Below are 22,442 nucleotides of genomic sequence, written 5' to 3'. Positions count from 1 at the left end.
TCTCAGGTATGAGCTTCAGCGAGTACCTCGCCGAGCGGTGGCCGCGGATCCTGCAGATGACGGCCGAGCACGCCGAGGTCGTGCTGATCGCGGTGGCGGTCGCGGCGGTGCTCGGCATCGGCCTCGGGATCGCGGTGCAGGGGCGGCCGCGGGCGAGCCAGGTGGCGCTCGGGGTGGCCGGGACGATGCTGACGGTCCCGTCGCTGGCGCTGTTCGGGCTGCTCATCCCGCTGTTCGGGCTCGGCCTCGCGCCGACGATCACCGCGCTGGCGCTGTACGCGGTGTTCCCCATCCTGCGCAACACCATCACCGGGCTGGAGTCGGTGCCGGGCGCGGTCGAGGAGGCGGCGCGCGGCATGGGGCTCGGCGCGGCGGGCTGGCTGGTGCGGGTCCGGCTGCCGCTGGCGTGGCCCGTGGTGCTCACCGGGGTGCGGGTCGCCACGATCATGACGGTGGCGATCGCGGCCATCGCGGCGGCGGTGGCCGGCCCCGGGCTCGGCGAGCTGATCTTCCAGGGGCTGGCCCGGATCGGCGGCGCCAACGCCCTCAACGACACCGTCGCCGGCACGCTGGGGGTGGCGCTGCTCGCGCTGCTGCTGGACCTGGCGTTCGTCCTGCTGGCACGACTGACCACCTCCAAGGGGCTGCGATGACCGACGAGATGATCCGCCTGGACGGGGTGACCAAGCGCTACCCCGGCACGGACGCCCCCGCGGTCGGCGGCCTCACCCTCGGCGTCCGGGCCGGTGAGACCGCCGTGCTGCTCGGGCCGTCGGGCTGCGGCAAGACCACCACGCTGCGGCTGATCAACCGGCTGATCGAGCCGACGTCGGGGCGGATCTTCCTGGACGGCGAGGACGTCACCCGCGCCGACCCCGACCGGCTGCGGCGCCGCATCGGCTACGTCATCCAGCAGGTCGGCCTGTTCCCGCACATGACGATCGCCGACAACATCGGGCTGATCCCGCGCACGCTCGGCTGGGACAAGAAGAAGATCCGGGCGCGGGTGGACGAGCTGCTCGACCTGGTCGGCCTCGACCCCGGCACCTACCGCCGCCGCTACCCCAAGGAGCTGTCGGGCGGGCAGCAGCAGCGGGTCGGCGTCGCGCGGGCGCTGGCCGCCGACCCGCCGGCGCTGCTCATGGACGAGCCGTTCGGCGCCATCGACCCGATCACGCGCGAGCGGCTGCAGGACGCGTTCCTGGAGCTGCAGGCGCGGATCGGCAAGACGATCGTCCTGGTCACGCACGACCTCACCGAGGCGCTGAAGCTCGGCGACCGGATCGCGATCCTCGGGCAGGGCGCCCGGCTCGTCCAGTACGACACCCCGGCGGCGATCCTCGGCGAGCCGGCCGACGACTTCGTCGCCGAGTTCGTCGGGGCGGGCGCGGCGATGCGCCGGCTCCGGCTGGTGGCGGCCGGGTCGATCGAGCTGGAACCGCTCGGCGGCGACCACGCGGGCTGGCCGGAGGTGCAGGCCGAGCAGAGCCTCTACGAGGCGCTGGACACGATGCTGCGGTCCGGCCGGGAACGCGCGCTGGTCGCCGACGGCGACGGGCGGCCGCTCGGATCGCTGTCATGGGCGGCGATCGTCCGGGAGACCCCGGCATGAGCGTCTCCGCGATCCCCGCCGAACGGGACGGCCGCTCGATCGCCGGGCTGCTGGCGACACCGGTGTTCCTGCTGCTGGCGTGCGCGGCGCTGCTGGTCTACCTGCGGGGACGCGACCTGGACGAGATCGAGCGGCGCGCGGTCGGCGGCCACGTCATCCGGCAGCGGTTCGTCGAGCACATCGAGCTGGTCGCGGTGTCGACGGTGCTGGTGCTGGCGATCGCGATCCCGCTCGGCGTGCTGCTCACCCGGCCGCGGCTGCGCCGGCTGGCGGCGCCCTTCCTGGCCCTGGCCAACGCCGGCCAGGCCGTCCCGTCCATCGGGGTGCTGGTGCTGCTCGCCGTCACCGTCGGCATCGGGTTCCGGCCCGCGGTGGTCGCGCTGGTCCTGGTGTCGGCGCTGCCGGTGCTGCGCAACACGATGGTCGGGCTGCAGGGGGTGGACCACTCCCTCATCGAGGCGGGGCGGGGCATCGGGCTGTCCAAGGCCGGGGTGCTGTTCCGCGTCGAGCTGCCGCTGGCCGTCCCGGTGATCTTCGCCAGCGTCCGGGTCGCGGTGATCCTCAACGTGGGCAGCGCGACCCTGGCCGCGTTCACCAACGCCGGCGGGCTCGGCGACCTCATCAACACCGGGATCGCGCTGAACCGCACCCCCGTCCTGCTCACCGGCAGCGTCCTGACCGCCGTGCTGGCGATGGCCGCCGACTGGCTCGTCGGCCTCGCCGAGCACTTCCTGCGCCCCCGCGGAGTCTGACCACCTGAGGAGAGTCCCATCATGCGCCTGCTCCCGATCGCCGCGACCGCCGCGGCCCTGACCCTGACCGCCGGGTGCTTCAGCCAGTCCGGCACGGACGCGAAGGGGGGCAGCCTCGCCAAGGGCAACTCGCTGAAGGGCGCCTCCCTCACCGTCGGCTCGAAGGAGTTCACCGAGCAGCTCGTCCTCTGCCAGATCACCGCGCTCGCGCTGCGCTCAGCGGGCGCGACGGTGAAGGAGAAGTGCGGGCTGCAGGGCAGCAACACCACCCGCACGGCGCTGACGTCCGGCAGCATCGACATGTACTGGGAGTACACCGGGACGGCCTGGATCAACTACCTGAAGAACACCAGGCCGATCGGCGACCCCGCTGAGCAGTACCGCGCCGCGGCCGAGCAGGACCTGGCCAAGAACAAGGTGAAGTGGCTCGCCGCCGCGCCGGCCAACGACACCTACGCGATCGCGGCGAAGACGACCGCCGCGCAGGAACTGGGCGTCAAGACCCTCTCGGACTACGCGCGGCTGGCGCGCACCGACCCGGCCAAGGCGGCCACCTGCGTGGCGAGCGAGTTCGCCGGGCGCAGCGACGGCTGGCCCGGCCTGCAGAAGGCGTACGGGTTCACGCTGCCCAAGCAGCAGGTGGCGACGCTCGCCGAGGGCGCGATCTACGACGCGATCGGCAAGCGCAGGCCCTGCACGTTCGGCATGACGACCACCACGGACGGCCGGATCAAGGCGCTCGGCCTCACCCCCATCGCCGACGACAAGAAGTTCTTCCCTGTCTACAACCCGGCACTGACACTCCGCGACGAGGTCCACCGGGCCCACCCCGCCATCCAGAAGATCATCGACCCGGTCGCGGCGGCCTTGACCGACCAGGTCCTGCAGGACCTGAACGGCCAGGTCGACATCAAGGGCAAGGAGGCCTCCGACGTCGCCCAGGCCTGGCTCCAGTCCAAGGGCTTCATCGGCAAGTGAGCCGGGTCAGGACAGGGGGCCCTGGGCGGGGTCCCAGTCGAGGGTGGCCGGGACGGCGCCCTCCAGGGTGAGCAGCCAGCGCTTGACCTCCACGCCCGAGCCGCCGCTGTAGCCGCCGAGCCCCGTCGACGACACCACCCGGTGGCACGGCACGATCAGCGGGATCGGGTTGCTGCCCATCACCTGGCCGATGACCTGCGGCGGGACGCCCGCGGCGCTGCGCGCGCCGATCTCGCCGTAGGTGACGAGCGACCCGTAGGGGACGGTCTCGTAGAGCGTGGCCAGGACCTGCCTCTGCAGCGGCGAGTACAGCCGCCAGTCGACCGGCACGCCGAACGTGCGGGCCGCGCCGGTGAAGTACGCGCCGATCGCGGCGAGGGCGGGGGCGGTGCGGGCCGGGTCGTCCACCACGGGCAGCCCGAGCGCCGCGACCGCCCGCGCGCGCTCCTTCGGGGTGTCGGCGAAGGCCAGCCAGGCGACGCCGGCCCCGGTGACGGCGACCAGGAGGCGGCCGAGCGGCGTGTCGGTCGCGCCGAACGCGACGGTCTCGTTCATCGGCTCCATACTCCTACAACCCCGCTACCCCTCGGACGGTTGCGGGGCGCGGGCCGACAGCAGCAGCGCGGCCGCCATCGGGGCGACGACGCCGACCGCGATCGTGGCGAGCGCGGCGTAGGACAGGGCCGTGACGATCGCGCCCGCGGCCAGGCCGCCGAGCGCGGCGGCGCCGTTCATCATCAGGTCCGACAGGCCCTGGACGGCGGGCCGGTCGTGCTGCGGGACCGACTCGGTGAGCAGCGCCGAGCCGCCGACCAGGCCGAACGACCAGCCGAGGCCGAGCAGCACCAGCGCGATCGTCAGCCGGGCCACCTGGTGCGGCGACGACAGCGCGGCGAGCCCGGACGCGGCGGCGAGCAGGGCCATCCCGGCCAGGACGACCGGGATGCGGCCGAAGCGGTCGGCGAGCCAGCCCGGCAGCGGCGACAGCGCGTACATCCCGGTGATGTGCAGCGAGATGACGACGCCGACGATCGTCAGGCTCGCGTGCCCGTGGTTGAGGTGGACCGGCGTCATCGTCATCACCGACACCATCACCACGTGGCTGACCACGATGGAGGCGACCGCGAGGCGGGCCCGGGGCGTGGCGCGCAGCACCGGCCAGCCGCCGCCGGGGGAGGGGCGGGCGACGGTGCCGCCGGACAGGTGCAGCGGGTCGGGCCGCAGCAGGGCGAGGACGCCGAGCAGGGCGAGGCCGAAGGCGAGGGCGGCGAGCGCGTACGGGCCGGCCCAGGCGGCGAGGCCGAGGGCGCGGCCCGCCTCGTCGGCCGGGTGCGCCAGGTTCGGGCCCGCGATCGAGCCGACCGTGGTGGCCCACACCACGACCGACAGGTCCCGGGCGGAGTGCCGCGGGTCCGACAGGTCGGTCGCGGCGTAGCGGGCGGCGAGGCCGCCGGCGGCGCCGCCGCCGAACAGGAACAGGCCGGCGAGCAGCAGCGGCCAGGCGTCCAGGACGGCCGCCGCGGCGGCGACGAGCGCGCCGAGGGTGCCCGCGCCGTAGGCGAGGGCGAGCGCGGCGCGGCGGCCGCGGCGGGCGGCGGCGCGCGCCATCGGCACCGCGAGCACGCCCGCGCCCGCGACGGCGCTGGTCTGCGCGAGGCCGCCGACCGCGTCCGAGCCCGACAGCGTCGCCGCGGCCAGCGTGCTGATCGCGACGCCGGTGGCGACGCCGACGCCGCCGAGCACCTGGGTGGCGGTCAGCACCGCGAGCACCCGGCGCTGGGCCGGGTGCCGGCCCGTCCCGGGGACATCCTCCACGAGCGTCATCATTGACCCCGATCTACCGAGATAGGCGATATGCCAGGGCAGTATACGGATGAGGGGTATGACCCCCGCGAGCGGCCGAGACCACCCGCCCTCGGGGAGCGCGCGGACACCGGCCCACCCCTTCACACCAGTGCCTCCTTCAGCGGCGCGCCTCCTGCACCGGCCGGAATGAGCCGCCCCGTCCGGTCACGCCAGTGCCTCCTTCAGGCGGCGTGCCTCCCGCACCAGCCGGGACGAGCCGCCGCGTGCGGCGACCTCGGCGAGGCCTGGGATGTCGGGGCGATGCCCGATCATCCCGGCGGCGCGGGTGGCCACGGAAAGCAGGTCGGGCAGGCCGGTGGCAGGCCGGGCCAGCAGCCGGGGGAGCGCGGCGGCGAGGGCCGTCAGGACCTCCGCCGCGGCGCCCGCGTCCACGGCCTGCCCGAGCGGCCCGGCCAGCCGGTTCAGCATGAGCTGCTCCCGGTCGGCGATGGCCGTGCCGAGCTCGGCGGCGGGCAGGGCGCCGCGTGCGGCGAGGATGAGCAGCGCGTCGACCGCGCCGTTGCGCTCCTCGGTGTGCCGGGAGCCGAGGGTGAGGGCGAGCACGGCGGCCGTCGCGGCGCCGGCCGGGCCGTCCGCCTCGGCGAGCGCGGTGGCGAGCGCGCCCTGCCCGGACCGGTCGTCGACGTACATCGGCAGCGAGAGCAGGATCTGCGCCGCGATCACCTCGCGGTGCGACGGCAGCAACGACGGCCACCAGCCGATGGTGGTCAGGTCGAAATACGTCCGCTGCAGATGACCGAACAGATCATCGACCAGGCTGCCCGGTGCCGGCGGGGCGGCCGTCGTGATGGCCGGGAAGAGCCGGTGCTCCTCTGGAGCGTCGCCCCTGCCGACGAGGGTGACCTGCGGGTCCGGCAGGCAACCCGAGGCCAGCCATTCCGCCGCGGCGCGTCCGGCGGGGGAGGCGAGGCCGCGGAACCGGTCGGCGGTGGCGGGGTCGATCTCGCGCGGCAGGCGGAGGAGGGCCTGCTCCAGATCGAGCGCGCCCGGCTCGGCGCCCGCCTTCTCCAGGAGGGAGAGGCGCTCCAGCAGGACGTCGGGGGCGAGGTGGCCGGTGGACAGCGTCGGCGTCGCGAGAAGGACCGGCGCCTCGCCGAGCAGGCCGGCGATCTCGCGCATGCGCTTGATCAGCGCGCGGCACGGGCCGGGCCCCAGGTCGCGGTGCGGGAAGGGCCGGGGACGCGCCTCCTCCCGGGGCGGGACCAGCGCTTGCAGCGCGGTGCCGATCCAGGTGCCGGGATCTTCGTTGAGGCCGCTGCGGCGGTCCGCCAGCCAGGGCGCGGTGTCCGCGATCACCTTCCGCACGGCCTCGCGGGTGGCGGCGGGCTCGCGGTGGGCGAAGGCGGCCAGGCCCGCGAGGACGCGCTCGCCGCCCGCCCACGTGCCGCCGTGCAACTGCGCGGTGACCTCGGCGGCCAGTTCGGCGACCGAGGAGATGGGCGGCGGCAGTTCGCTCGGCACGGGCGCGGGGGGCAGCGCGGGAAGTGCCGTGCTCACCGCCGCGACCTGGCCGATCGCCGCGGCGATCTGCTCGCGGGCGGTGGCCGGCAGTGCCCCGGCCGCGTCCCGGACGGCTGCGCGGGTCTCCGCGCCGGCGCGAGCGGCGTGCTTGACCACGATCCGCGCGGCCCGTTCCTGCGCATCCAGGCTCTCGTGCCCGAACGCGACGGTGAGCGCGCCCAGCACGGCGTCCTCACGGCCGCGCGCGGCGCGGTCGAGCCAGCCCAGCGCGGCGTTGACCAGTTTCTTCTCGGGGCGGAACAGCAGCGCCCCGGCGGCCTCGGCGAACAGGGACGTCTCCAGCGCGCCGGCCTCGTCCACCTGGCGGACCGCGCGCAGCGCCAGTTCGGCGACGCCCGGCGGCGCGGCGGGCAGCAGCCGGACGTAGTCGCGGACCCGTTCGGCCGCCTCCTGCGCGGTCGGCTCCAGCCGGACGTGCAGCTTGACGAAGAAGCGCAGGTCATGGGGTGTGCCGCCGCGCAGGAACCGGGAAAGGCACCCGTCCAGCAGCGCTGCACGCCTGATGCGGCCCGCGGCGGCGAGCCGCGCCAGCTCCCCGTCCCAGCTGCCCTGCCAGTCCCGGAGGCGCCCATTGCCCGCGAACGTTCTTCCGACGCCGTCCACCTCGAACAACCGGGGGAGCATGGCGTCCAGGAACGGGTCGTCGGCGAGCGGGAGGCGTCCCTGGTCCCGGATGGTCCAGCCGAGGACGAAGCCGTCGTTCAGCGGGACCGGCCCGCCGTCCGCGCGGACCAGCGCCGCGGTGATCTGCCAGGCGGCCGGCTGCTGCCACGGCGGGGCACCGGGCGTGAAGCGGGCGGCCAGGCGGTCGACCAGATCGGTCCGCCACTGCGCGGGCCGGGCCGCCAGGACCCGCTGGAGCGGGCCGGTCAGCGACGTCCAGCCGCCGGTCGGTATCACCTGCAGGTCGCGGTGGCCGAGCCAGGACGCCACCGCCGCCGCGCCGCCGATCGTGCCCGCGCCCGCGACCAGCAGCGCCGGTGTCTGCCCGCCGTGCAGCCAACCCCATCCGCTCTCGGCGGTCATCTCCTCCGGCAGACCGGGCAGCCGCGCCGCGACCTCCTTGCGCCCGGCGGCGTCGAGGGCGAGGACGGCGTCGGCGACGGCCTCGGTGTCCCCGCTCTTGACCAGGTCCAGCACCTTCATCGGCGCTCTCCGTTCAGCAGGCCGTTGAGGCGGGCGGCCTCGCGGACCAGGCGGGACGCCCCGCCGCGCCCGGCGACGTCCGCCAGGCCCGGGATCCCGGCGCGGGCGCCGGTCGTCTCCGCCGTCTCGGCGGCGACCGCGATCAGGTCGGGCAGGCCCGTCGCGACGCGCTCGCCCGGCGCGGGCCAGAGCACGGGCAGCAGCCCGGCCGCGGCGGCGAAGACCTCGGCGGGCGCGCCGGAGCGGGCGGCGTCGCCGAGGCCGGACGCGATCCGGTTCACCTTCAGCTCGCCGGTCCCGGCGAGGGCGGCGAGGGCCGTGCCGAGGTCGCCGCCGTCCAGCTGGTCGCGGGCGCGCAGCGTGAGCAGGGCGTCCACGGCGCCCGACCGCTCCCGCGCCTCGCGGGTGTTCAGGCCGTGGGCGAGGGCGCTGTTCAGCGCCGGGCCGACCGGGCCGTCGGCCTCGGCGAGGGCGAGCAGCACGCCGCCCTGCCCGTTGGCCTCGTCGAACCAGTGCGGCAGCCAGGGCAGCAGGTGCGCGGCGATCACCTCGCGGTGCGAGGGCAGCAGCGCCGCCCACCCGTCGACCGGGCCGGCGAAGTCGATGCGCAGCCACATCGGCTGGGTGGTGAACAGCGGCCCGCCCGCGTCGCCGGCCGGGGTGATCCGGGCCCGGATCGCGCCCTTGTACGGCGTGCAGACCACCGCCGGGTCGGGGACGATCCCGGCGGCGTCGCGCGGCAGGCGCAGCAGCGCCTGCTCCAGGTCGGCCGGGCCCGGCTCGACGCCCGCCTGCTCGTACCGCTTGCGGCGGGCGGCGAGCACGTCGGGGTCGATGTGGCCGCTCGCCCGTGTGGGCGTCGCCAGCAGCACCGGCACCTTGCCGACGAGCCCGACGATCTCGGTGTAGCGCCGGTAGAGGAAGACGTTGGGCGGAACGGAGCTACGGCTGAAGTACGCCGCGCGGGCCTCGGCCGTACCGGGGAACAGCAGGCTCCGCGCGGCGATGCCCGGCCAGGTGTAGTCGAGCCACCAGCGTTGCGTGCCGGAGACGATCCGCCGCAGCGTCTCGATGGTCTCGGCGCGCTCGTGGAACGCGAACTCGACCAGGCCGCTCAGCGTCCGCTCCAGCACGGCCGCCTCCTGCTCATAGTCGTGCAGCGACACCATGAGCTCGGCCTCCAGCTCCGCCAGGGAGGCGATCGGCTGGACGGCGGCGGGCGGCGTCCACGACGGCGCGACCGGCGCGGGCGCCGTCGCCGGGACGGGGGCCGTCGCCTCGCGCAGGGCCTCCTGGACGGCCTCCCCGGCCCGCGCGGCGTGCTTGGCCGCGATCGCGGCGGCGCGTTCACGCAGGTCCAGGGCCTCCAGGCCGAACGCGGGGAGGAGAGCGGACAGGGCGGCGTCGGGGCGGGTGCGGGCGCTGCGGTCCAGCCATCCGAGCGCGGCCCGCACGAGCTTCTTCTCCGGCCGGAACAGCAGCGCGCCGGCGGCGTCGGCGAGGTCGGCGTCGTCCAGGCCGGGTGTCCGGCGCACCTCGGCGAACGCCAGCTCCGCGACGCGGCCCGGCGCGGCCGGCAGCAGCCGCAGATGGTCGCGGACCCGGGCCGCCGCCTCTTCGCCGGTGGTGGCGAGGGCCTGGTACAGGTCGGCGTACCAGCGCAGGTCGCGCAGCTCGCCGCCGAGCAGGAAGCGGCGCACGCAGCCGTCCAGCAGGACGGCCCGGTCGACGCGGCCCGCCTCCGCCAGCCCGCACAGCGCGCGCGCCCAGTCGTCGCGGCCTTCCAGGGCCCGCCCGGCGGCGGTGATCTCGAACAGCGACGGCAGCAGGTCGTCCAGGAACGGGTCGGCGGCGAGCTCGCCCGGCTCGGTGCTCTGCAGCCAGCCGATGACGAAGCCCTCGGCACGGGGCGTCGGGGCGCCCGCGCTGCGGGTGAGGACGGCGGCGATGCGCCAGTTCGCCTCGTCGCGGCTCCAGCGGAGCTGGTCGGTGACCCGCAGCCGCGCCGCGATGCGCCGCCCGGCGTCGGCCTGCCACCCTTCGGGGCGGCGCGCGAGGAGCCGGGTGACGAGCAGGACGTGCGTGAGCAGGGTGGTGCGCTGCAGCCAGAAGACGCGCAGGTCACGGCGGGTGAGCCAGGACGCGACACCCGCCGCGCCGGGGATGCACGCGGCCCCGGCGACGCGCAGCGGCAGGATCTGGTGCCCCGCGCCGTTGAGCCGCAGGCTCTTCAGGTGGCCGGGCAGCTCTTTGGCGACGGTCTTGCGCGCGTCCTCGTCCGCGTTCGCGACGAAGGAGGCCACCGCGTTCGCGTCGCCCTTGTCGATGGCCTCGCGCACGTCGTCCCAGAGGCTCATCGGGCCGTCTCCTTCTCCGCGTCCCGCACCATCCGTGCCGCGAGGACGTGCTTGCATGGCCCGCGTTCGCCCCGGTAGTCCATCCACCACGGGCAGGTGCAGTACTCCTTGCCGTCGACGAAGCGCACCTGCCGCTCCTGACCGTTGCTGAGGACGACCGCCGCGTCGGGCGCGGTGAAGCGGACCGCGTCCGTCAGCTCCCGCGCCGACCGCAGCCGCGGGTTCAGCGCCGCGACCCGCGCCGGGTCGTAGGGCAGCTCGCGGTGGAAGAACGCGGCCTCGGCGGCGTCGAAACCGACCCGCCCCGACGTGCCGAGCCAGGTGAGCGCGGCGCGGGTGCGCGCGGCGTCCAGGCCCGCGCGCTCGGCCAGCAGGTCCGGCTCGACGCGCGGCTCGAACGCCAGCAGCGCCCCGAGCAGGTCGGCGTCGGCCGCGACGTCGTCGCCGGCGAGCGCGTCCAGCACCGCGCCCTCGCCCGAGAAGCCCCGGTTGTTCTCGGGCGACAGCGCGAGGACGTAGCGCATCCCCGGCAGCTCCAGCTCCCACACGCTGGACATCGGGCCGCTGCGCGCCTCCACCGGCGGCCCGTAGGCGCGCAGCGCCTTGGCGAAGCGCAGCAGCGGCAGCATCGTGCGCAGCCGCTCCGGCCCGGCCAGGCACACCGCGCCGGGGACCGGACGCGCGCCCAGGCGCATCATCTGTCCGGCCGGAACCGCCCAGAGCGGCCCGCGCGACCGCCCCGGCAGGCCGCGCAGGAACCGCACCGCCTCTGGCGCGGACAGCTCGGCGCGCGGGTCGAACCCGGCGGTGATCACCTGCACCTCGGCGAAGCCGCGCAGCCACCGGTCGGGCAGCGGCACCTTCTTCTCCACCACCGCGCCGTCGCCGGTCGTGACGACCAGTTCCTCGGCGCCGACCGCCAGGTGCAGCGGGTCGGCGCCGCCGACGCGGGCGAGCGCCTCGCGCAGCGGGCCGTTGACGTCGACGTTGGTGGTGCCGCGCTCGTGCACCTCGCCGTCCAGGGCCTGCTGCAGGACGTCCAGCCGGGCGTACACCCCGCCGCACGCCGAGAACGACTCCAGCCGCAGCCGGTCGCCGTTGCAGGTGACGACCGGGTCGCGGAACCCGGTCGGCCGCGGCTGGAAGTACCGCGTCCGCGCGACGTCGGCGAGCCCGAGCAGCGCCGCCGCGGCCGGCGCCGCCTCGGTCAGCAGCCCGCTGAAGAAGTGCGGGTGCGCTTTCGGCCCGGCGAGGGTGGTGCCGCCGGAGGTGGACAGGCCGAGAAGCCCGCCGGACAGTCCCGAAGGACGCGGGTAGCTGTAGCCCTGTGCAGGGCTCGCCGTCGTCGCCATGGCGGAGAAGCTAGAGGACGGGCCCGACAAAACCGATCAATTCAGCTGACCGGGGAAGAGCAGCGCCAGCTCGCGCGGATAGCCGCCGATGAGGCGCAGCTCGTCGTCGGTCAGCGGGCGGCCGGTCTGGGCGTTGCAGAGCTGGACGAGCCTGAACGCCAGTTCCTCGTCCACCGGCTCGATGCCGAGGCCGTCCATGACGTGCCGGAAGCCCGCCTTGCCGCCGTACTCGCCGGTGAGCACGACCCGGCCCGGCCGGTCGTGCCGGTCGGCAGGGAACGGGCCGAGCGTCCGCTCGTCGTAGAGCTCGTAGTTGCCGTGGTCCTTCAGCGCGCCGTCGGCGTGGATGCCCGACTCGTGCGCGAACGCGTTCGCGCCGACGCCGACCTGGTTGCGCGGGAGCGGCTGGCCGAACGCGTACGACGCCCACAGCGCGAACCGCCGCGCCCATGTCAGGTCGATCGGATCGCCGATCTCGGCGTCCAGCCCGAACCCGTGCCGGAAGGCCAGGATGCACGACAACAGGTCGGCATTGCCTGCCCGTTCCCCGACGCCGTTGATACAGGTGTTGATCCAGGCGTCCTGCCCGGCCTCCAGGTCGCCGAGCGCCCCCGACACCGAGTTCGCGACGGCCATGCCGAGGTCGTTGTGGCAGTGCGTCTCCACCGGCATCCCGACGGCCGAGGCGAGCTTGGCGAACCGCTCGCGGATGCGGTCGGGGGTGTCGCCGCCGATCGTGTCGCAGTAACGGACGCGGTCGGCGCCCGCCTCCTTGGCGGCGAGCGCGAACTCGGTGAGGAAGCCGTCGTCGGTGCGCGAGCCGTCCTCGGCGTTCACCCCGACGGTCTTGGCGCCGCCCGCCTTGGCGGCCCGGACCGCGGCGACGGTCTCGCGGACGATGGCGTCGCGGTCCAGCCGCCCCCGGAACTTGTTGGCGATCATGTAGTCGGACGTGGAGATCGACAGGTTGTAGTGCGCCAGGCCGAGCGGGACGGCCTTCTCCACGTCGGCGGCGACGCCCCGGCACCAGCCCGACAGCCGCAGGCCGCCGAACGCGCCCGCCTCGGCCAGCGCGACCTGCGCGCGGACGTAGGGGACCTCGTGGAACAGGAACGGGAAGCCGATCTCCGACTGCGCGACGCCGAGTTTGCCGAGGTAGAGGTTCACCATCGTCTTGCCGAACTTCGACAGGCCGGTCCGGGCCGTCTGGACGCCGTCGCGGTTGGTCACATCCAGGAAGTGAATCTGAGGCATGCCCACAGATTGACACTGCCGTCTACATGTATCAATATTGACGAAAATCAATGTGAGTGAGGGCGCATGAGCGGGGACCCGCAGGCGGGGGAGTGGATCGACGCGGCGGCGGCGGCCGAACGGCTCGGTGTGAAGCCCGCCACGTTGTACGCCTACGTCAGCCGCGGCGTGCTCCGCCGGCGCCGCGGCGACGACGGCCGCCGCAGCCTGTTCGAGGCCGCGCAGGTCGAGGAGCTCGCCCGGCGCGGCCGGCCGCGCCGCCCGCCCGGGCCCGGCGAGCTGGCGATCGAGTCGGCGATCACCGCGCTCGGCCCGGACCGCCCCTACTACCGGGGCCGCGACGCGCTGGAGCTCGCCGCCGCGCACCGCTTCGAGGAGGTCGCGGGCTGGCTGTGGACCGGCGACCTCGCCGCCCGCGACGGCTGGACCGCGCCGCCGGACGGCCTCGCCGCCGCCGTCGCCGCGCAGTCCGGGCTGGCCGCCGGGGCGCTGCCGCTGGACCGCCTCCAGCTGATCGCCACCGCGCTCGGCGTCGCCGACCCGGCCCGCCACCGGCTGGACCCCGGCGCCGTCACCGCCACCGCCCGCGCCCTCATCGCCGGGCTGGTCGAGGCGCTGCCGGCCCTGTCGGGCGACGAGGCCGAGCGCACGATCGCCGGGCGGCTGTGGGCGCGGCTCACCCCGCGCCGCGCCGAGCCGGGCCTGCTGCGCGCGCTGGAGACGGCCATGATCCTGCTCGCCGACCACGAGCTGGCCGCCTCCACCGTCGCCGCCCGCGTCGCCGCGTCGGTGCGCGCCGACCCCTACGCCGTCGTCGCCGCCGGGCTCGGCGTGCTCGGCGGGCCGCTGCACGGCGGCGCGTCCTACGCCGCCGAACGGCTGCTCGCCGAGATCGGCGACGACCCGGCGCGGGCGGCCCGGGTGCTCGGCGAGCGGCTGCGCGGCGGCGAGCGCGTCCCCGGCTTCGGCCACCAGGTCTACAAGCAGGGCGACGCCCGCGCCGGCCACCTGCTCGCGGTGCTGCGCGACGCCGCCCCCGGGCGCCTGGCCGCCCTGGACGCGGTGCTCGCCGAGGCCGCCCGGCTCCGGCTGCCCGAGCCCAACATCGACCTGGTGGTCGCCGCGCTCGGCGGCGCCGCCGGGATGGTCCCCGGCGCCGGCGAGGCGGTCTTCGCGGTGGCGCGGACGGCGGGCTGGCTCGCGCACGCGGCCGAGGAGTACGAGCGCCGCGCGCCGCTTCGCCCCCGCGCCGTCTACACCGGGCCGCCGCCGGCCTGAGCGGGCGGCGCACCGCTGCGCCGGGGGCGGGCACGGGCTCGGCGGTGCCGGGGGTACGCTCGGTGACGTGCGCAGGTTCCTCACCCCCGGCTGGCTCGGCCTCCATGCGATCGCCGTCGTGCTCTGCTGCTCGTTCCTCGGGTTCGGGTGGTGGCAGTACGACCGCGCGCAGGCCGGCAACGACCGCAGCTGGGCCTACACCTTCGAGTGGCCCGTCTTCTCGATCTTCGTCATCGTCATGTGGGTCAAGATGATCCGCGACGAGCTGGCCGAGGACGGCAAGCCGAAGACCCCGAAGACGATCGAGGAACCGGCCGAGGCCGCGGTCAAGCGGGAGATCATCCGGCAACAGGAGCAGGAGGACCCGGCGCTGGCCGCCTACAACCGCTACCTGGCCCGGCTGAACTCCGAGTCCCACCGCCGCGACTGACGGCGGCCCCTCCGGCCGTCCCGCCCGGCCGGCCCGTGGTCGATCGGCCCGTGGTCGACCGGCCCGTGTTCGACCAGCCCGTGTGATTGCGCCGGGGACCGGCGCGCTGAGAAAGGTGTGAACTGTGGAAGCGGCCATCAAGCGGTACCGCGTCATGGCTCTGGTCGTCGGTGTGATGCTGCTGGTCCTGGTCTTCGTCGGGATGCCGCTCCGCTACATCGGCGGCGACCCGACGCCGTCGGGGATCATCTCCCCGATCCACGGCACCCTCTACATCGTCTATCTGATCTGCGCCTACGACCTGTGGAACAAGACCGGCTGGCCGCTGAAGAAGATGGGGATCATGGTGTCGGCGGGACTGATCCCGTTCCTGGCCTTCTACATCGAGCGCAAGATCGTCCGCGAGGCGCAGGAGGTCTCCCGCGCCCGGGCCGAGGCGGCCCCCGCCGGCTTCTGATCCACTGCCGATGCCGGTATGTTTGACTCAGTCAAACATACCGGGAGGCAGGCATGGGCGCCCGCACGGACGACGTCGCGACGGTCCGTTCGTTCAACCGTTTCTACACCGGCGTCATCGGCGTGCTCGGCGAGGGCCTCGCCGGCACGCCCTACTCGCTCACCGAGGCCCGGGTGCTGTTCGAGCTGGCGCAGCGCCCGCGGACCGCGGCGCTGGACCTGCGCCGCGCCCTCGGCCTGGACGCCGGCTACCTCAGCCGGATGCTGGCCCGCTTCGAGGCCGACGGCCTCATCGCCCGCGACCGCGACCCCGCCGACGCGCGCCGCCAGGTCGCCCGGCTGACCGAGCGGGGCCGCGCGGTGACCGCGACGCTGGACGAACGCTCGTCCGCCGAGGTCGCCGCCCTGCTGGACGGGCTGCCGGACGCCGGCCGGCGGCGTCTCACCGCCGCGATGCGCACCATCACCGCCGTCCTGGAGGGCACCGGGCCCGAACCGGCCGTCACCCTGCGCGGCCTGCGGCCCGGCGACCTCGGCTGGATCGTGCAGCGCAACGGCGCCCTCTACGCCGCCGAGTGCGGATGGGACCGCACCTACGAGGCGCTGGTCGCGAGCGTGGTCGCCGAGTACGTGGACGGGCACGACCCCGAGCGCGAGAACGCCTGGATCGCCGAAGTGGACGGCGAGCCGGTGGGCGGGGTGTTCTGCGTCCGCCGCGAGGAGAAGGTCGCCCAGCTGCGGCTGCTGCACGTCGAGCCGTCCGCCCGCGGCCTCGGCGTCGGCGCCGCCCTGGTGGCGGAGTGCGTGCGCTTCGCCGCCGCGGCGGGCTACGCCGAGATCATGCTGTGGACGACCGCGCTGCAGCGCCCGGCGCACCGCCTCTACGCACGCGCCGGATTCGAACTGGAGACCGAGGAACCCCCGGTCCGCCGGTTCGGCGACATGATCCACGGCCAGGTCTGGCGCCGCCGCCTCTGAACCCCGCCTGTCTCGGCCACGCCCGCGCGACCAGCGATGTGCTCTGCGGAGGTGGGGGGCATGGCCCGTGCGGGCGGGGTGCGCGCACGGGCCATGGTCGTTCCGGCGGCGCTGCGCTTTCCGGGCGTCCGGGACGGGGGTCGGGGCGTCGGTCCGTCTGCCCGGGCGGGTCGGCTGGCGCCGGTGACTCGTTCGGTGTCGGTCTGGGGCACCTCCTTCGCGTCGGACGGTGGATGGCGAGGCAGGAAAGACGAGCGGGGCTTGGACCGCTGAGCGGGGCCGGACTACCAGGCCGGCGGCACTGCACGATGCCGCCGGCCCGGCGGGGGCGGGCGTCCGTGCCGCGGGGGCGTGCGGCACCGGCGCCCCGGGGTGGTCGCGCGGCCCGGCGGTGGCGCCCGCCGGGGGGACCGGGAGCCTGCCGCCGCACCGCGCACCAGCGGCGGCAGGCTCGTCTGGTGGCCCCGCCGCCGCGCGGCGGCAGGGCGGACGGGCCCGGAGCGGCCGAGGACCCGAGGTGTGTCGCCCGGCGTCGCGCGCACCGTGCGCACCGGCGGGGACGGGTGCCGGTGCGGGGTGCGGCGCGACGCGCGGGGAACGCCCTCGGCCGTCCGGACGAGCCCTGGCGGCGGGGCCGCGCCGGGCGGCGCGGTGGCGAGGGCCGCCCGGGCCGCTGTCGCCGACGTTCCGCTTCCCACGATGCCCCTCCTTGGCCGCCTGCCGGGTTGGGACGGCGGACCTTTACCGGCCCACCGTGATTCTTTCACCCAGCGTCATGGTCTCGTTGCGGAAAGTATGCTCCGATCAAGCGCGCGTAAACCTGGCGCCACCCAGAATCATGGCCATGACCTGGGCTTTACCTTGATGAGGGCCCGCTCAGCCGAGCTGACGGAGGGTGAGGGCCGCCGCGCACAGCAGCATCCCGCGCGTGGTGCGCGGATCCACGCCGAGCAGCCGCGCCGCCCGCGCCAGCCGGTTGTCGACGGTGTTGGGGTGGACGGCCAGAGCGCGCGCGGTGCGCCGCCGGTCGGCGTCGTTGTCCAGGAAGGCGCGCAGTGTCGCCAGCAGCTCGGGGGAGCCGTCCAGCGGGTCCAGCAGCGCGGCGACCGTCCGGCCGCTGTCGGCCGCGCCGCTCAGGTGGTAGTCCAGCAGCACGTCGCCCATCTCGTAGAGGCCGGGCGGACGGCCCGTCGCCTGCGCGATGTGGGCGATCCGCGCGGCCTGGCCGGCGGCGGCGGGCACGTCGGCGACGCCGCGTGAGCGGGCCGCGCCGACCACGAGCGGCTCGGCGGGGGACAGGACGAGCCGTGTCAGCTCCTCCATCCGGTCCGCCGCCGCGGCCGGCAGCAGCACGTGGCCGCCGTCGGCGTCCGGCAGGGTGAGCGGCGGGTCGCCGGTGAAGCCGTCCAGCCGGGCCCGGACGCGGCGCAGCGCCCGCCGGTCCGCGACCGCGCCGCCCGCGGCCACGTCGGCCTGGCGCAGGTTCAGCACCAGGTAGGCCGGCGCCAGCGGGACGCCGAGGCGGGCGGCGGTGGCGTGCGCCGACTCGCCGGTCAGCAGCGCCCGCGCGACCTCCCGGAGCGCCTCGCGCCGCTCGGCCAGGATCGCGGCCTGCTCGGCCTGGTAGGCGGCGGTGACGGCCGCCACCACCCGGCCGAGCCCGCGCAGCTGGACGCGGGCCAGCCAGCGCAGCGCCTCCTCCTCGCCGGGGCGGGCCGCCGCGCACAGCGCGTCCCAGACGGCCTCCGCGCCGATGTGGTAGGTGCCGAGCAGCGTGGCGAGGTCGATGCCCTCCTCGGCGCGCTGCGCGGCGCGCTCGCGGAACAGGGCGAGGTCCTCCTCGCCGACCGGGACGCCCATCGCGTTGTGAAGGAACTGCCGGAGCGCGTACCGGGCGGTCCCGGCGATCTCCAGGTCGCGCATGTCCTCCGGCAGCCCGCTGTACTCGGGCAGCACGGCGAACCGGCGTTCGGCCAGGTCACGGGCCAGCCGGTTGACCTGGCCCTCGCAGCGGGCGGCGATCCGCGCCGCAACCCGCCGGACCTCCTCGTCCGCGCTCATCCCCGAGATTGTGACATGTCACAACGGGGCGGCCCCGCGGGTGGGCGCATCGCCGCTTGCCGGGCACCCCGCGCCCGGTGAGGGTGATCACATGACCCCTCCCACCCCGGCCCCCGCCCGGAGAGCATGGACGGTCGTCGTCCTGCTGGTGCTGTTCATGGCCGTCAACTTCCTGGACAAGAGCGTGCTCGGCCTCGCCGGCAAGCACATCAAGGACGACCTCGGCCTGGACGACACCCGCTTCGGCACCATCGGCAGCGCGTTCTTCCTGCTGTTCAGCCTGTCCGGCGCGGCGGCCGGGTTCGCCGCCGACCGGCTCACCGCCCGCCGCCTGGTCACCGCCATGGCCGTGGTGTGGAGCCTCGCGCAGCTGCTGGTGGCGCTGCCCGCCGCGGGCCTGGCCACGCTGGTCGCCACCCGCGTCGTGCTCGGCGCCGCCGAGGGCCCGGCGTTCCCGCTGGCCAACCACGTGGCGTTCAGCTGGTTCCCCGACGAGCGGCGCACGCTGCCGGGCAGCCTGCTGACGATCGGCGGCGCGGTGGGCGTCGCCGTGGGCGCGCCGCTGCTCGCGCTCACCATCACCCGGGCCGGCTGGCGGGCCGCGTTCGCCCTCACCGGCGTCCTCGGCCTGCTGTGGCTGCTGGCCTGGCTGCGCTGGGGCGGCGAGGGGCCGCACGGCGTCCACGCGCGGCCCGCGGAGGGCGGCCGCGTCCCCTACCGGCGGCTGCTCACCCGCGGCACTGTGCTCGGCGGCCTGGCGGGCGGGTTCGCCGCGTTCTGGCTGATGGCGGTCGCGCTCACCTGGCTGCCGCAGTTCCTGCAGCGGGTGCACGGGTACGAACTGGAGCGCGCCGGGCTGGTCGCCGCCGGGACGCAGGTCGCCGGCATCGTCTTCATCCTCGGCATCGGCTACGCCTCCCAGCGGATGCTGCGCCGCGGCCGGTCCAGCCGGGTCGCGCGCGGAGTGCTCGGCGGCGCCGCCGTCGTCGTCTCCGGAGCGGCGACGCTGCTGCTCACCCGGGTCGGCGGAGGCGTCGCGCTGGTGGCGGCGATGCTGGTCGCCTTCACCGTCGGCAACGCCTTCTTCGGGCTGATGCAGGCCGTCCTCGCCGAGATCGCGCCGCTCCGTCAGCGCGCCGCGCTGCTCTGCACGGTGACCGCGGCGGCCTCCACCGCCGGCGCGTTCGGGCCGCTGGCCAGCGGCGCGCTCGTCGACGCGGCCGGGTCGGCGGCGGCCGGGTTCCGGCACGCCTTCGACCTCGCCGCCGCCCTCATGATCGTCTGCGGCCTGCTGGCCGCGGCGCTGATCCGCCCCGCCCGGGACCGCGCGTCCCTGGCGGAGCCGCCCGCGGCCGCCGTGCCGCAGGCGGCGCACTGAGAAGGAACCCTCATGGACATCAAGGACTACGCCGACCGGGTCTGGCGCGGCGAGCAGGACGACAGCATCGTGCACACCGGCATGGGCGGGGCGGGCGTCGTCGACATCGCGGACGGCCTCGGCTGGCTGCCCGGCTTCGGCAACGTGGTGGCGTTCCGCGCCGCCGGCGAGCTGATCCTGTTCGACACCGGCAACCCGGCGACCGCGGAGCGGGCGCACGCGCACCTGCGCGCGTGGTCGCCCGACCCGCTGACCACGGCGTTCTACTCGCACGGGCACATCGACCACGTGATGGGGCTCGGCCCGTTCGACGCCGAGCCGGGCGCGTCCGTCCAGGTCGTCGCGCACGAGGCCGTCCGCGACCGCTTCGACCGGTACCGGCTGACCAACGGCTACAACACCGTCATCAACCGGCGCCAGTTCCAGGTGCCCGACCTCACCTGGCCGTCGCGGTACCGGCAGCCCGACGTCACCTTCCGCGACGGCCTTACCGTCACCCGCGGCGGGCTGACCTTCGAGCTGTTCCACGCCAAGGGCGAGACCGACGACGCCGCCGTCGCCTACGTGCCCGAGCACCGGCTGCTGCTGCCCGGCGACCTGTTCATCTGGCTCACCCCGAACTGCGGCAACCCGCAGAAGGCGCAGCGCTACCCGCGCGAGTGGGCGCACGCGCTGCGCCGCATGGCCGCGCTCGGCGCCGAGCTGATGATCCCCTCGCACGGCGCGCCGGTCTACGGCGCCGAGCGGATCCACCAGGCGCTCACCGAGACCGCCGAGTGGCTGGAGAGCATCGTCGAGCAGACGCTGGCGATGCTGAACGACGGCGCCCGCCTGGACGCGATCGTGCAGGCGGTGAAGCCGCCCGCGCACCTGGCCGATCGCGTCTACCTCCAGGCCAAGTACGACGAGCCGGAGTTCATCGTGCGCAACCTGTGGCGGCTGTACGGGGGCTGGTACGACGGCAACCCCGCGCACCTGAAGCCCGCGCCCGACGCCGTGCTGGCCCGTGCCGTCGCGGACCTGGCGGGCGGCGCGGCGAAGGTCGCGGACGCCGCCCGCCGCGCCGTCGACGCCGGCGACCTGCGCCTCGCCGCGCACCTCGCCGAGATGGCCGTGCAGGCCGACCCGCAGGACGGCGGCCTGCACGAGGTCCGCGCCGAGGTGTACCAGGCGCGCGCGGCGGCAGAGCCGTCGCTGATGGCCAAGGGCGTGTACACCTGGTCGGCCGACGAGTCCCGGCGCGCGGCCGGTGTCGAGGCGGGCGGGCACACCGCCCCGTACCGCCTTCTCGGTTAGGAACGCGCAGAGGAGGGGGCGGCTGCTATTGGCACAGCGCCAATAAGGGAGTAGACATATCGGCATGAGTCCGCCCCACCCTCCGGAGGCGCCCATGTCCCCGGCCGATCTGCGCGACCGGCTCGCCGAGCGGTCCGTCCTACAGGAGCTGGCGGCCGAGCCCCTGCTCGGCCTCGGCGCGGGCCGCGCGCTGCTGCTGCAGCTCGCCGAACCCGGCGTCGCCCAGGGCGTCGCCGACCACAGCGACTTCCAGCGGCGCCCGCTCGCCCGCCTGTTCGGCACGCTGGACTTCCTGCTGATCGTCACCTTCGGCGAGCCGGACGAGGTCGAGCGCATGGCCGCCCGCGTGCGCGGCCTGCACAACCGCGTCACCGGCCCCGGCTACTCGGGCAACGACGCCGATCTGCAGGTCTGGGTGAACGCCACCCTGATCGACGCGGCGCTGTACGTCTACCGGGAGGTCATGCGGCCCGGCGACGACGAGCGCGACCTGTCGGCCGACTACTACCGCGAGGCGCGGATCGTCGCCGAGGTCCTCGGCTGCCCGCCGGACGCGCAGCCGCCCGACCTCGCCGCCTTCGAGGCCTACATGGCGGAGAAGATCGCCACCCTGGAGGTCGGCGACGCCGCCCGCCAGGTGGCCCGGGCCGTCCTGTGGCCGGGCCGCCTGTGGTACCTCGCGCCCGCGATCGCGCTGTTCCGGCTGCTGACGATCGCGATGCTGCCCGAGCCGGTGCGGGCGCAGTACGGGTTCGAGTGGAGCCACGGCCGGCAGCGCGCCGCGGACCTGTTCCTGCGGCTGGCCACCGACCTGTACCACGTGACGCCCGCGTTCCTGCGCCGCCCGCCGCGCCGCCTGCTGGTCCGGCTCGCCGAGCGCCGCGTGCAGGCCACGTTCCGCTCCCGCCGCGCCCGGAGACGGTGATGCTGGGCGTCTACGCGGACGTGCCCTGGTCCTACGCCGCCGGCGCCGGGATCGCCCTGGCCGCCGCGCACCAGCTGAGGCTCGGCCGCGCCGGACGGCACTTCGCGCTGGCCCTGCTGTACGGCGGCCTGGTCTTCGTCCCGGCCAGCCTGTCCGTGGCAGCGGCCTACCCCGAATGGGCCACCCTGCAAGAGCGCGCCTCCCTGCCGGGCGGGTTCCTGCCCGGCCTCGGCGCACTCGAGCTCGCCCTGCTCGCCGCGGGGTTCCTGCTCACCCGCTGGGCGATCGCCGCCGGCCGGACGCGCTGGGCCGTCCTGCAGGTCCTGCTGCCCTGCCTGGTGATGGCGGTGCTGCTCGTCCACGGCTGGAAGCGGCTGATCTCCCTCGACCGGGCCGGCTACGCGCACTTCCCGGAGCTGCGCCGGGTGGACGACCTGCGCCCCCTGCTCGCCCATGCGGTGACCTTCCTGACCTCGGGCCTCGCGCTCACCCTCCTGTTCACCGGCGCCCTCACGGTCGGCGCCCTCGCCCTGATCATGGGAATCCTGCACCAGTTCGGCCTGACCGACGCGGGCGTGCGGGAGGGCCCCGGGCTCATCCGGGCCGGGCTCGCCGGTGTGATCACCATCGCGGGCACCCTCGCCGTCGCGGCCCTGATCGGCCTGCTGCTGCAGGGCGTCGGCCCGCTCGGGGTGCTGGCGGTCGTCCCGGTCCTGTGGCTGGCGATCGCGGCCCGGGGCGGTTACGCGTCGCTGCTCGTCGCCGACCTCGCCCTGCCTCCCGGCCGCGAGAAAACGTGATC

General features: G+C 75.5%; 19 protein-coding genes. 12 read left to right on the top strand and 7 right to left on the bottom strand.

The window, feature by feature from the left end; all coding sequences use genetic code 11:
* Positions 1-8: 8 nt before the first annotated feature.
* Genes ACRB68_RS29385 through ACRB68_RS29370 form a run of 4 tightly spaced genes read left to right on the top strand, consistent with a single transcriptional unit; the run spans position 9 to position 3,342 of the window.
* A complete protein-coding gene (locus ACRB68_RS29385) occupies positions 9-653 on the top strand; it encodes an ABC transporter permease (RefSeq protein WP_153538271.1) in 645 nt (214 codons plus the stop codon).
* Positions 650-1,612: an ABC transporter ATP-binding protein gene (locus ACRB68_RS29380; protein ID WP_235960398.1), complete on the top strand. Its 963-nt coding sequence runs from the start codon at positions 650-652 to the stop codon at positions 1,610-1,612. Before ACRB68_RS29385 ends, ACRB68_RS29380 begins: the two co-directional genes overlap by 4 nt.
* A complete protein-coding gene (locus tag ACRB68_RS29375) occupies positions 1,609-2,364 on the top strand; it encodes an ABC transporter permease (RefSeq protein WP_153538269.1) in 756 nt (251 codons plus the stop codon). The genes ACRB68_RS29380 and ACRB68_RS29375 overlap by 4 nt, the downstream gene beginning before the upstream one ends.
* 21 nt (positions 2,365-2,385) lie before the next feature.
* Complete coding sequence (locus tag ACRB68_RS29370; protein WP_153538267.1) at positions 2,386-3,342, top strand: glycine betaine ABC transporter substrate-binding protein; 957 nt, start codon at positions 2,386-2,388, stop codon at positions 3,340-3,342.
* A 6-nt stretch (positions 3,343-3,348) separates the two neighbouring features.
* Here ACRB68_RS29370 and ACRB68_RS29365 read toward each other — a convergent pair whose 3' ends face one another.
* The 6 genes from ACRB68_RS29365 to ACRB68_RS29340 all read right to left on the bottom strand — a co-directional run bounded on the left by ACRB68_RS29365 (position 3,349) and on the right by ACRB68_RS29340 (position 12,838).
* Complete coding sequence (locus ACRB68_RS29365; protein WP_153538265.1) at positions 3,349-3,897, bottom strand: methylated-DNA--[protein]-cysteine S-methyltransferase; 549 nt, start codon at positions 3,895-3,897, stop codon at positions 3,349-3,351.
* Between the two features lie 24 nt (positions 3,898-3,921).
* Positions 3,922-5,157, bottom strand: a complete 1,236-nt coding sequence (locus ACRB68_RS29360; protein WP_328594931.1) for an MFS transporter — start codon at positions 5,155-5,157, stop codon at positions 3,922-3,924.
* A gap of 195 nt (positions 5,158-5,352) precedes the next feature.
* Positions 5,353-7,875, bottom strand: coding sequence for a DUF6493 family protein (locus ACRB68_RS29355; protein ID WP_153538263.1), 2,523 nt, complete (start codon positions 7,873-7,875; stop codon positions 5,353-5,355).
* The gene (locus tag ACRB68_RS29350; protein WP_153538261.1) at positions 7,872-10,232 is read right to left on the bottom strand and encodes a DUF6493 family protein; all 2,361 of its coding nucleotides are present in this window, start codon (positions 10,230-10,232) and stop codon (positions 7,872-7,874) included. The genes ACRB68_RS29355 and ACRB68_RS29350 overlap by 4 nt, the downstream gene beginning before the upstream one ends.
* Entirely contained in the window at positions 10,229-11,584 is a 1,356-nt protein-coding gene (locus ACRB68_RS29345; protein WP_153538259.1) for an SWIM zinc finger family protein, read from the bottom strand. The genes ACRB68_RS29350 and ACRB68_RS29345 overlap by 4 nt, the downstream gene beginning before the upstream one ends.
* A 36-nt stretch (positions 11,585-11,620) precedes the next feature.
* Positions 11,621-12,838, bottom strand: coding sequence for a LeuA family protein (locus tag ACRB68_RS29340; protein ID WP_153538257.1), 1,218 nt, complete (start codon positions 12,836-12,838; stop codon positions 11,621-11,623).
* Between the two features lie 66 nt (positions 12,839-12,904).
* On the opposite strand from ACRB68_RS29340, the gene ACRB68_RS29335 reads away from it, so the two are divergent.
* The 4 genes from ACRB68_RS29335 to ACRB68_RS29320 all read left to right on the top strand — a co-directional run bounded on the left by ACRB68_RS29335 (position 12,905) and on the right by ACRB68_RS29320 (position 15,980).
* On the top strand, positions 12,905-14,116 hold the full coding sequence (locus tag ACRB68_RS29335; protein WP_153538255.1) for a citrate/2-methylcitrate synthase: 1,212 nt from the start codon (positions 12,905-12,907) through the stop codon (positions 14,114-14,116).
* A gap of 67 nt (positions 14,117-14,183) precedes the next feature.
* A complete protein-coding gene (locus ACRB68_RS29330) occupies positions 14,184-14,546 on the top strand; it encodes a hypothetical protein (RefSeq protein WP_235960396.1) in 363 nt (120 codons plus the stop codon).
* A 124-nt stretch (positions 14,547-14,670) separates the two neighbouring features.
* Complete coding sequence (locus tag ACRB68_RS29325; RefSeq protein ID WP_328594930.1) at positions 14,671-15,003, top strand: DUF3817 domain-containing protein; 333 nt, start codon at positions 14,671-14,673, stop codon at positions 15,001-15,003.
* 53 nt (positions 15,004-15,056) lie between these two features.
* On the top strand, positions 15,057-15,980 hold the full coding sequence (locus ACRB68_RS29320; protein ID WP_153538253.1) for a bifunctional helix-turn-helix transcriptional regulator/GNAT family N-acetyltransferase: 924 nt from the start codon (positions 15,057-15,059) through the stop codon (positions 15,978-15,980).
* An 876-nt stretch (positions 15,981-16,856) separates the two neighbouring features.
* On the opposite strand, the gene ACRB68_RS29315 is transcribed toward ACRB68_RS29320, so the two are convergent.
* Positions 16,857-18,041: a PucR family transcriptional regulator gene (locus ACRB68_RS29315; protein WP_153538251.1), complete on the bottom strand. Its 1,185-nt coding sequence runs from the start codon at positions 18,039-18,041 to the stop codon at positions 16,857-16,859.
* Between the two features lie 91 nt (positions 18,042-18,132).
* Here ACRB68_RS29315 and ACRB68_RS29310 point away from each other — a divergent pair, with 91 nt between their 5' ends.
* The 4 genes from ACRB68_RS29310 to ACRB68_RS29295 all read left to right on the top strand — a co-directional run bounded on the left by ACRB68_RS29310 (position 18,133) and on the right by ACRB68_RS29295 (position 22,440).
* Complete coding sequence (locus tag ACRB68_RS29310) at positions 18,133-19,419, top strand: MFS transporter (protein ID WP_194293505.1); 1,287 nt, start codon at positions 18,133-18,135, stop codon at positions 19,417-19,419.
* 12 nt (positions 19,420-19,431) lie between these two features.
* Positions 19,432-20,715, top strand: coding sequence for an alkyl sulfatase dimerization domain-containing protein (locus tag ACRB68_RS29305; RefSeq protein ID WP_153538247.1), 1,284 nt, complete (start codon positions 19,432-19,434; stop codon positions 20,713-20,715).
* A 94-nt stretch (positions 20,716-20,809) separates the two neighbouring features.
* Positions 20,810-21,640, top strand: coding sequence for an oxygenase MpaB family protein (locus ACRB68_RS29300; protein WP_153538245.1), 831 nt, complete (start codon positions 20,810-20,812; stop codon positions 21,638-21,640).
* Positions 21,640-22,440, top strand: coding sequence for a hypothetical protein (locus ACRB68_RS29295; RefSeq protein ID WP_153538243.1), 801 nt, complete (start codon positions 21,640-21,642; stop codon positions 22,438-22,440). The genes ACRB68_RS29300 and ACRB68_RS29295 overlap by 1 nt, the downstream gene beginning before the upstream one ends.
* Positions 22,441-22,442: the final 2 nt, after the last annotated feature.

Source organism: Actinomadura macrotermitis (assembly GCF_009604375.1).
Classification (GTDB): domain Bacteria; phylum Actinomycetota; class Actinomycetes; order Streptosporangiales; family Streptosporangiaceae; genus Spirillospora; species Spirillospora macrotermitis.
Note: the sequence above shows the minus strand (reverse complement) of the source record. Positions and strands in the feature narration are given on the sequence as shown.

What these genes read in the sequence shown, in the direction of transcription:
- ACRB68_RS29375 (WP_153538269.1), top strand. Translation starts at nt 1,609, where the DNA reads ATGAGCGTCTCCGCGATCCCCGCCGAACGGGACGGCCGCTCGATCGCC.
- ACRB68_RS29320 (WP_153538253.1), top strand. Translation starts at nt 15,057, where the DNA reads ATGGGCGCCCGCACGGACGACGTCGCGACGGTCCGTTCGTTCAACCGT.
- ACRB68_RS29365 (WP_153538265.1), bottom strand. Translation starts at nt 3,897, where the DNA reads ATGAACGAGACCGTCGCGTTCGGCGCGACCGACACGCCGCTCGGCCGC.
- ACRB68_RS29345 (WP_153538259.1), bottom strand. Translation starts at nt 11,584, where the DNA reads ATGGCGACGACGGCGAGCCCTGCACAGGGCTACAGCTACCCGCGTCCT.
- ACRB68_RS29370 (WP_153538267.1), top strand. Translation starts at nt 2,386, where the DNA reads ATGCGCCTGCTCCCGATCGCCGCGACCGCCGCGGCCCTGACCCTGACC.
- ACRB68_RS29355 (WP_153538263.1), bottom strand. Translation starts at nt 7,875, where the DNA reads ATGAAGGTGCTGGACCTGGTCAAGAGCGGGGACACCGAGGCCGTCGCC.
- ACRB68_RS29310 (WP_194293505.1), top strand. Translation starts at nt 18,133, where the DNA reads ATGACCCCTCCCACCCCGGCCCCCGCCCGGAGAGCATGGACGGTCGTC.
- ACRB68_RS29385 (WP_153538271.1), top strand. Translation starts at nt 9, where the DNA reads ATGAGCTTCAGCGAGTACCTCGCCGAGCGGTGGCCGCGGATCCTGCAG.
- ACRB68_RS29295 (WP_153538243.1), top strand. Translation starts at nt 21,640, where the DNA reads ATGCTGGGCGTCTACGCGGACGTGCCCTGGTCCTACGCCGCCGGCGCC.
- ACRB68_RS29300 (WP_153538245.1), top strand. Translation starts at nt 20,810, where the DNA reads ATGTCCCCGGCCGATCTGCGCGACCGGCTCGCCGAGCGGTCCGTCCTA.
- ACRB68_RS29350 (WP_153538261.1), bottom strand. Translation starts at nt 10,232, where the DNA reads ATGAGCCTCTGGGACGACGTGCGCGAGGCCATCGACAAGGGCGACGCG.
- ACRB68_RS29380 (WP_235960398.1), top strand. Translation starts at nt 650, where the DNA reads ATGACCGACGAGATGATCCGCCTGGACGGGGTGACCAAGCGCTACCCC.
- ACRB68_RS29315 (WP_153538251.1), bottom strand. Translation starts at nt 18,041, where the DNA reads ATGAGCGCGGACGAGGAGGTCCGGCGGGTTGCGGCGCGGATCGCCGCC.
- ACRB68_RS29335 (WP_153538255.1), top strand. Translation starts at nt 12,905, where the DNA reads ATGAGCGGGGACCCGCAGGCGGGGGAGTGGATCGACGCGGCGGCGGCG.
- ACRB68_RS29340 (WP_153538257.1), bottom strand. Translation starts at nt 12,838, where the DNA reads ATGCCTCAGATTCACTTCCTGGATGTGACCAACCGCGACGGCGTCCAG.
- ACRB68_RS29305 (WP_153538247.1), top strand. Translation starts at nt 19,432, where the DNA reads ATGGACATCAAGGACTACGCCGACCGGGTCTGGCGCGGCGAGCAGGAC.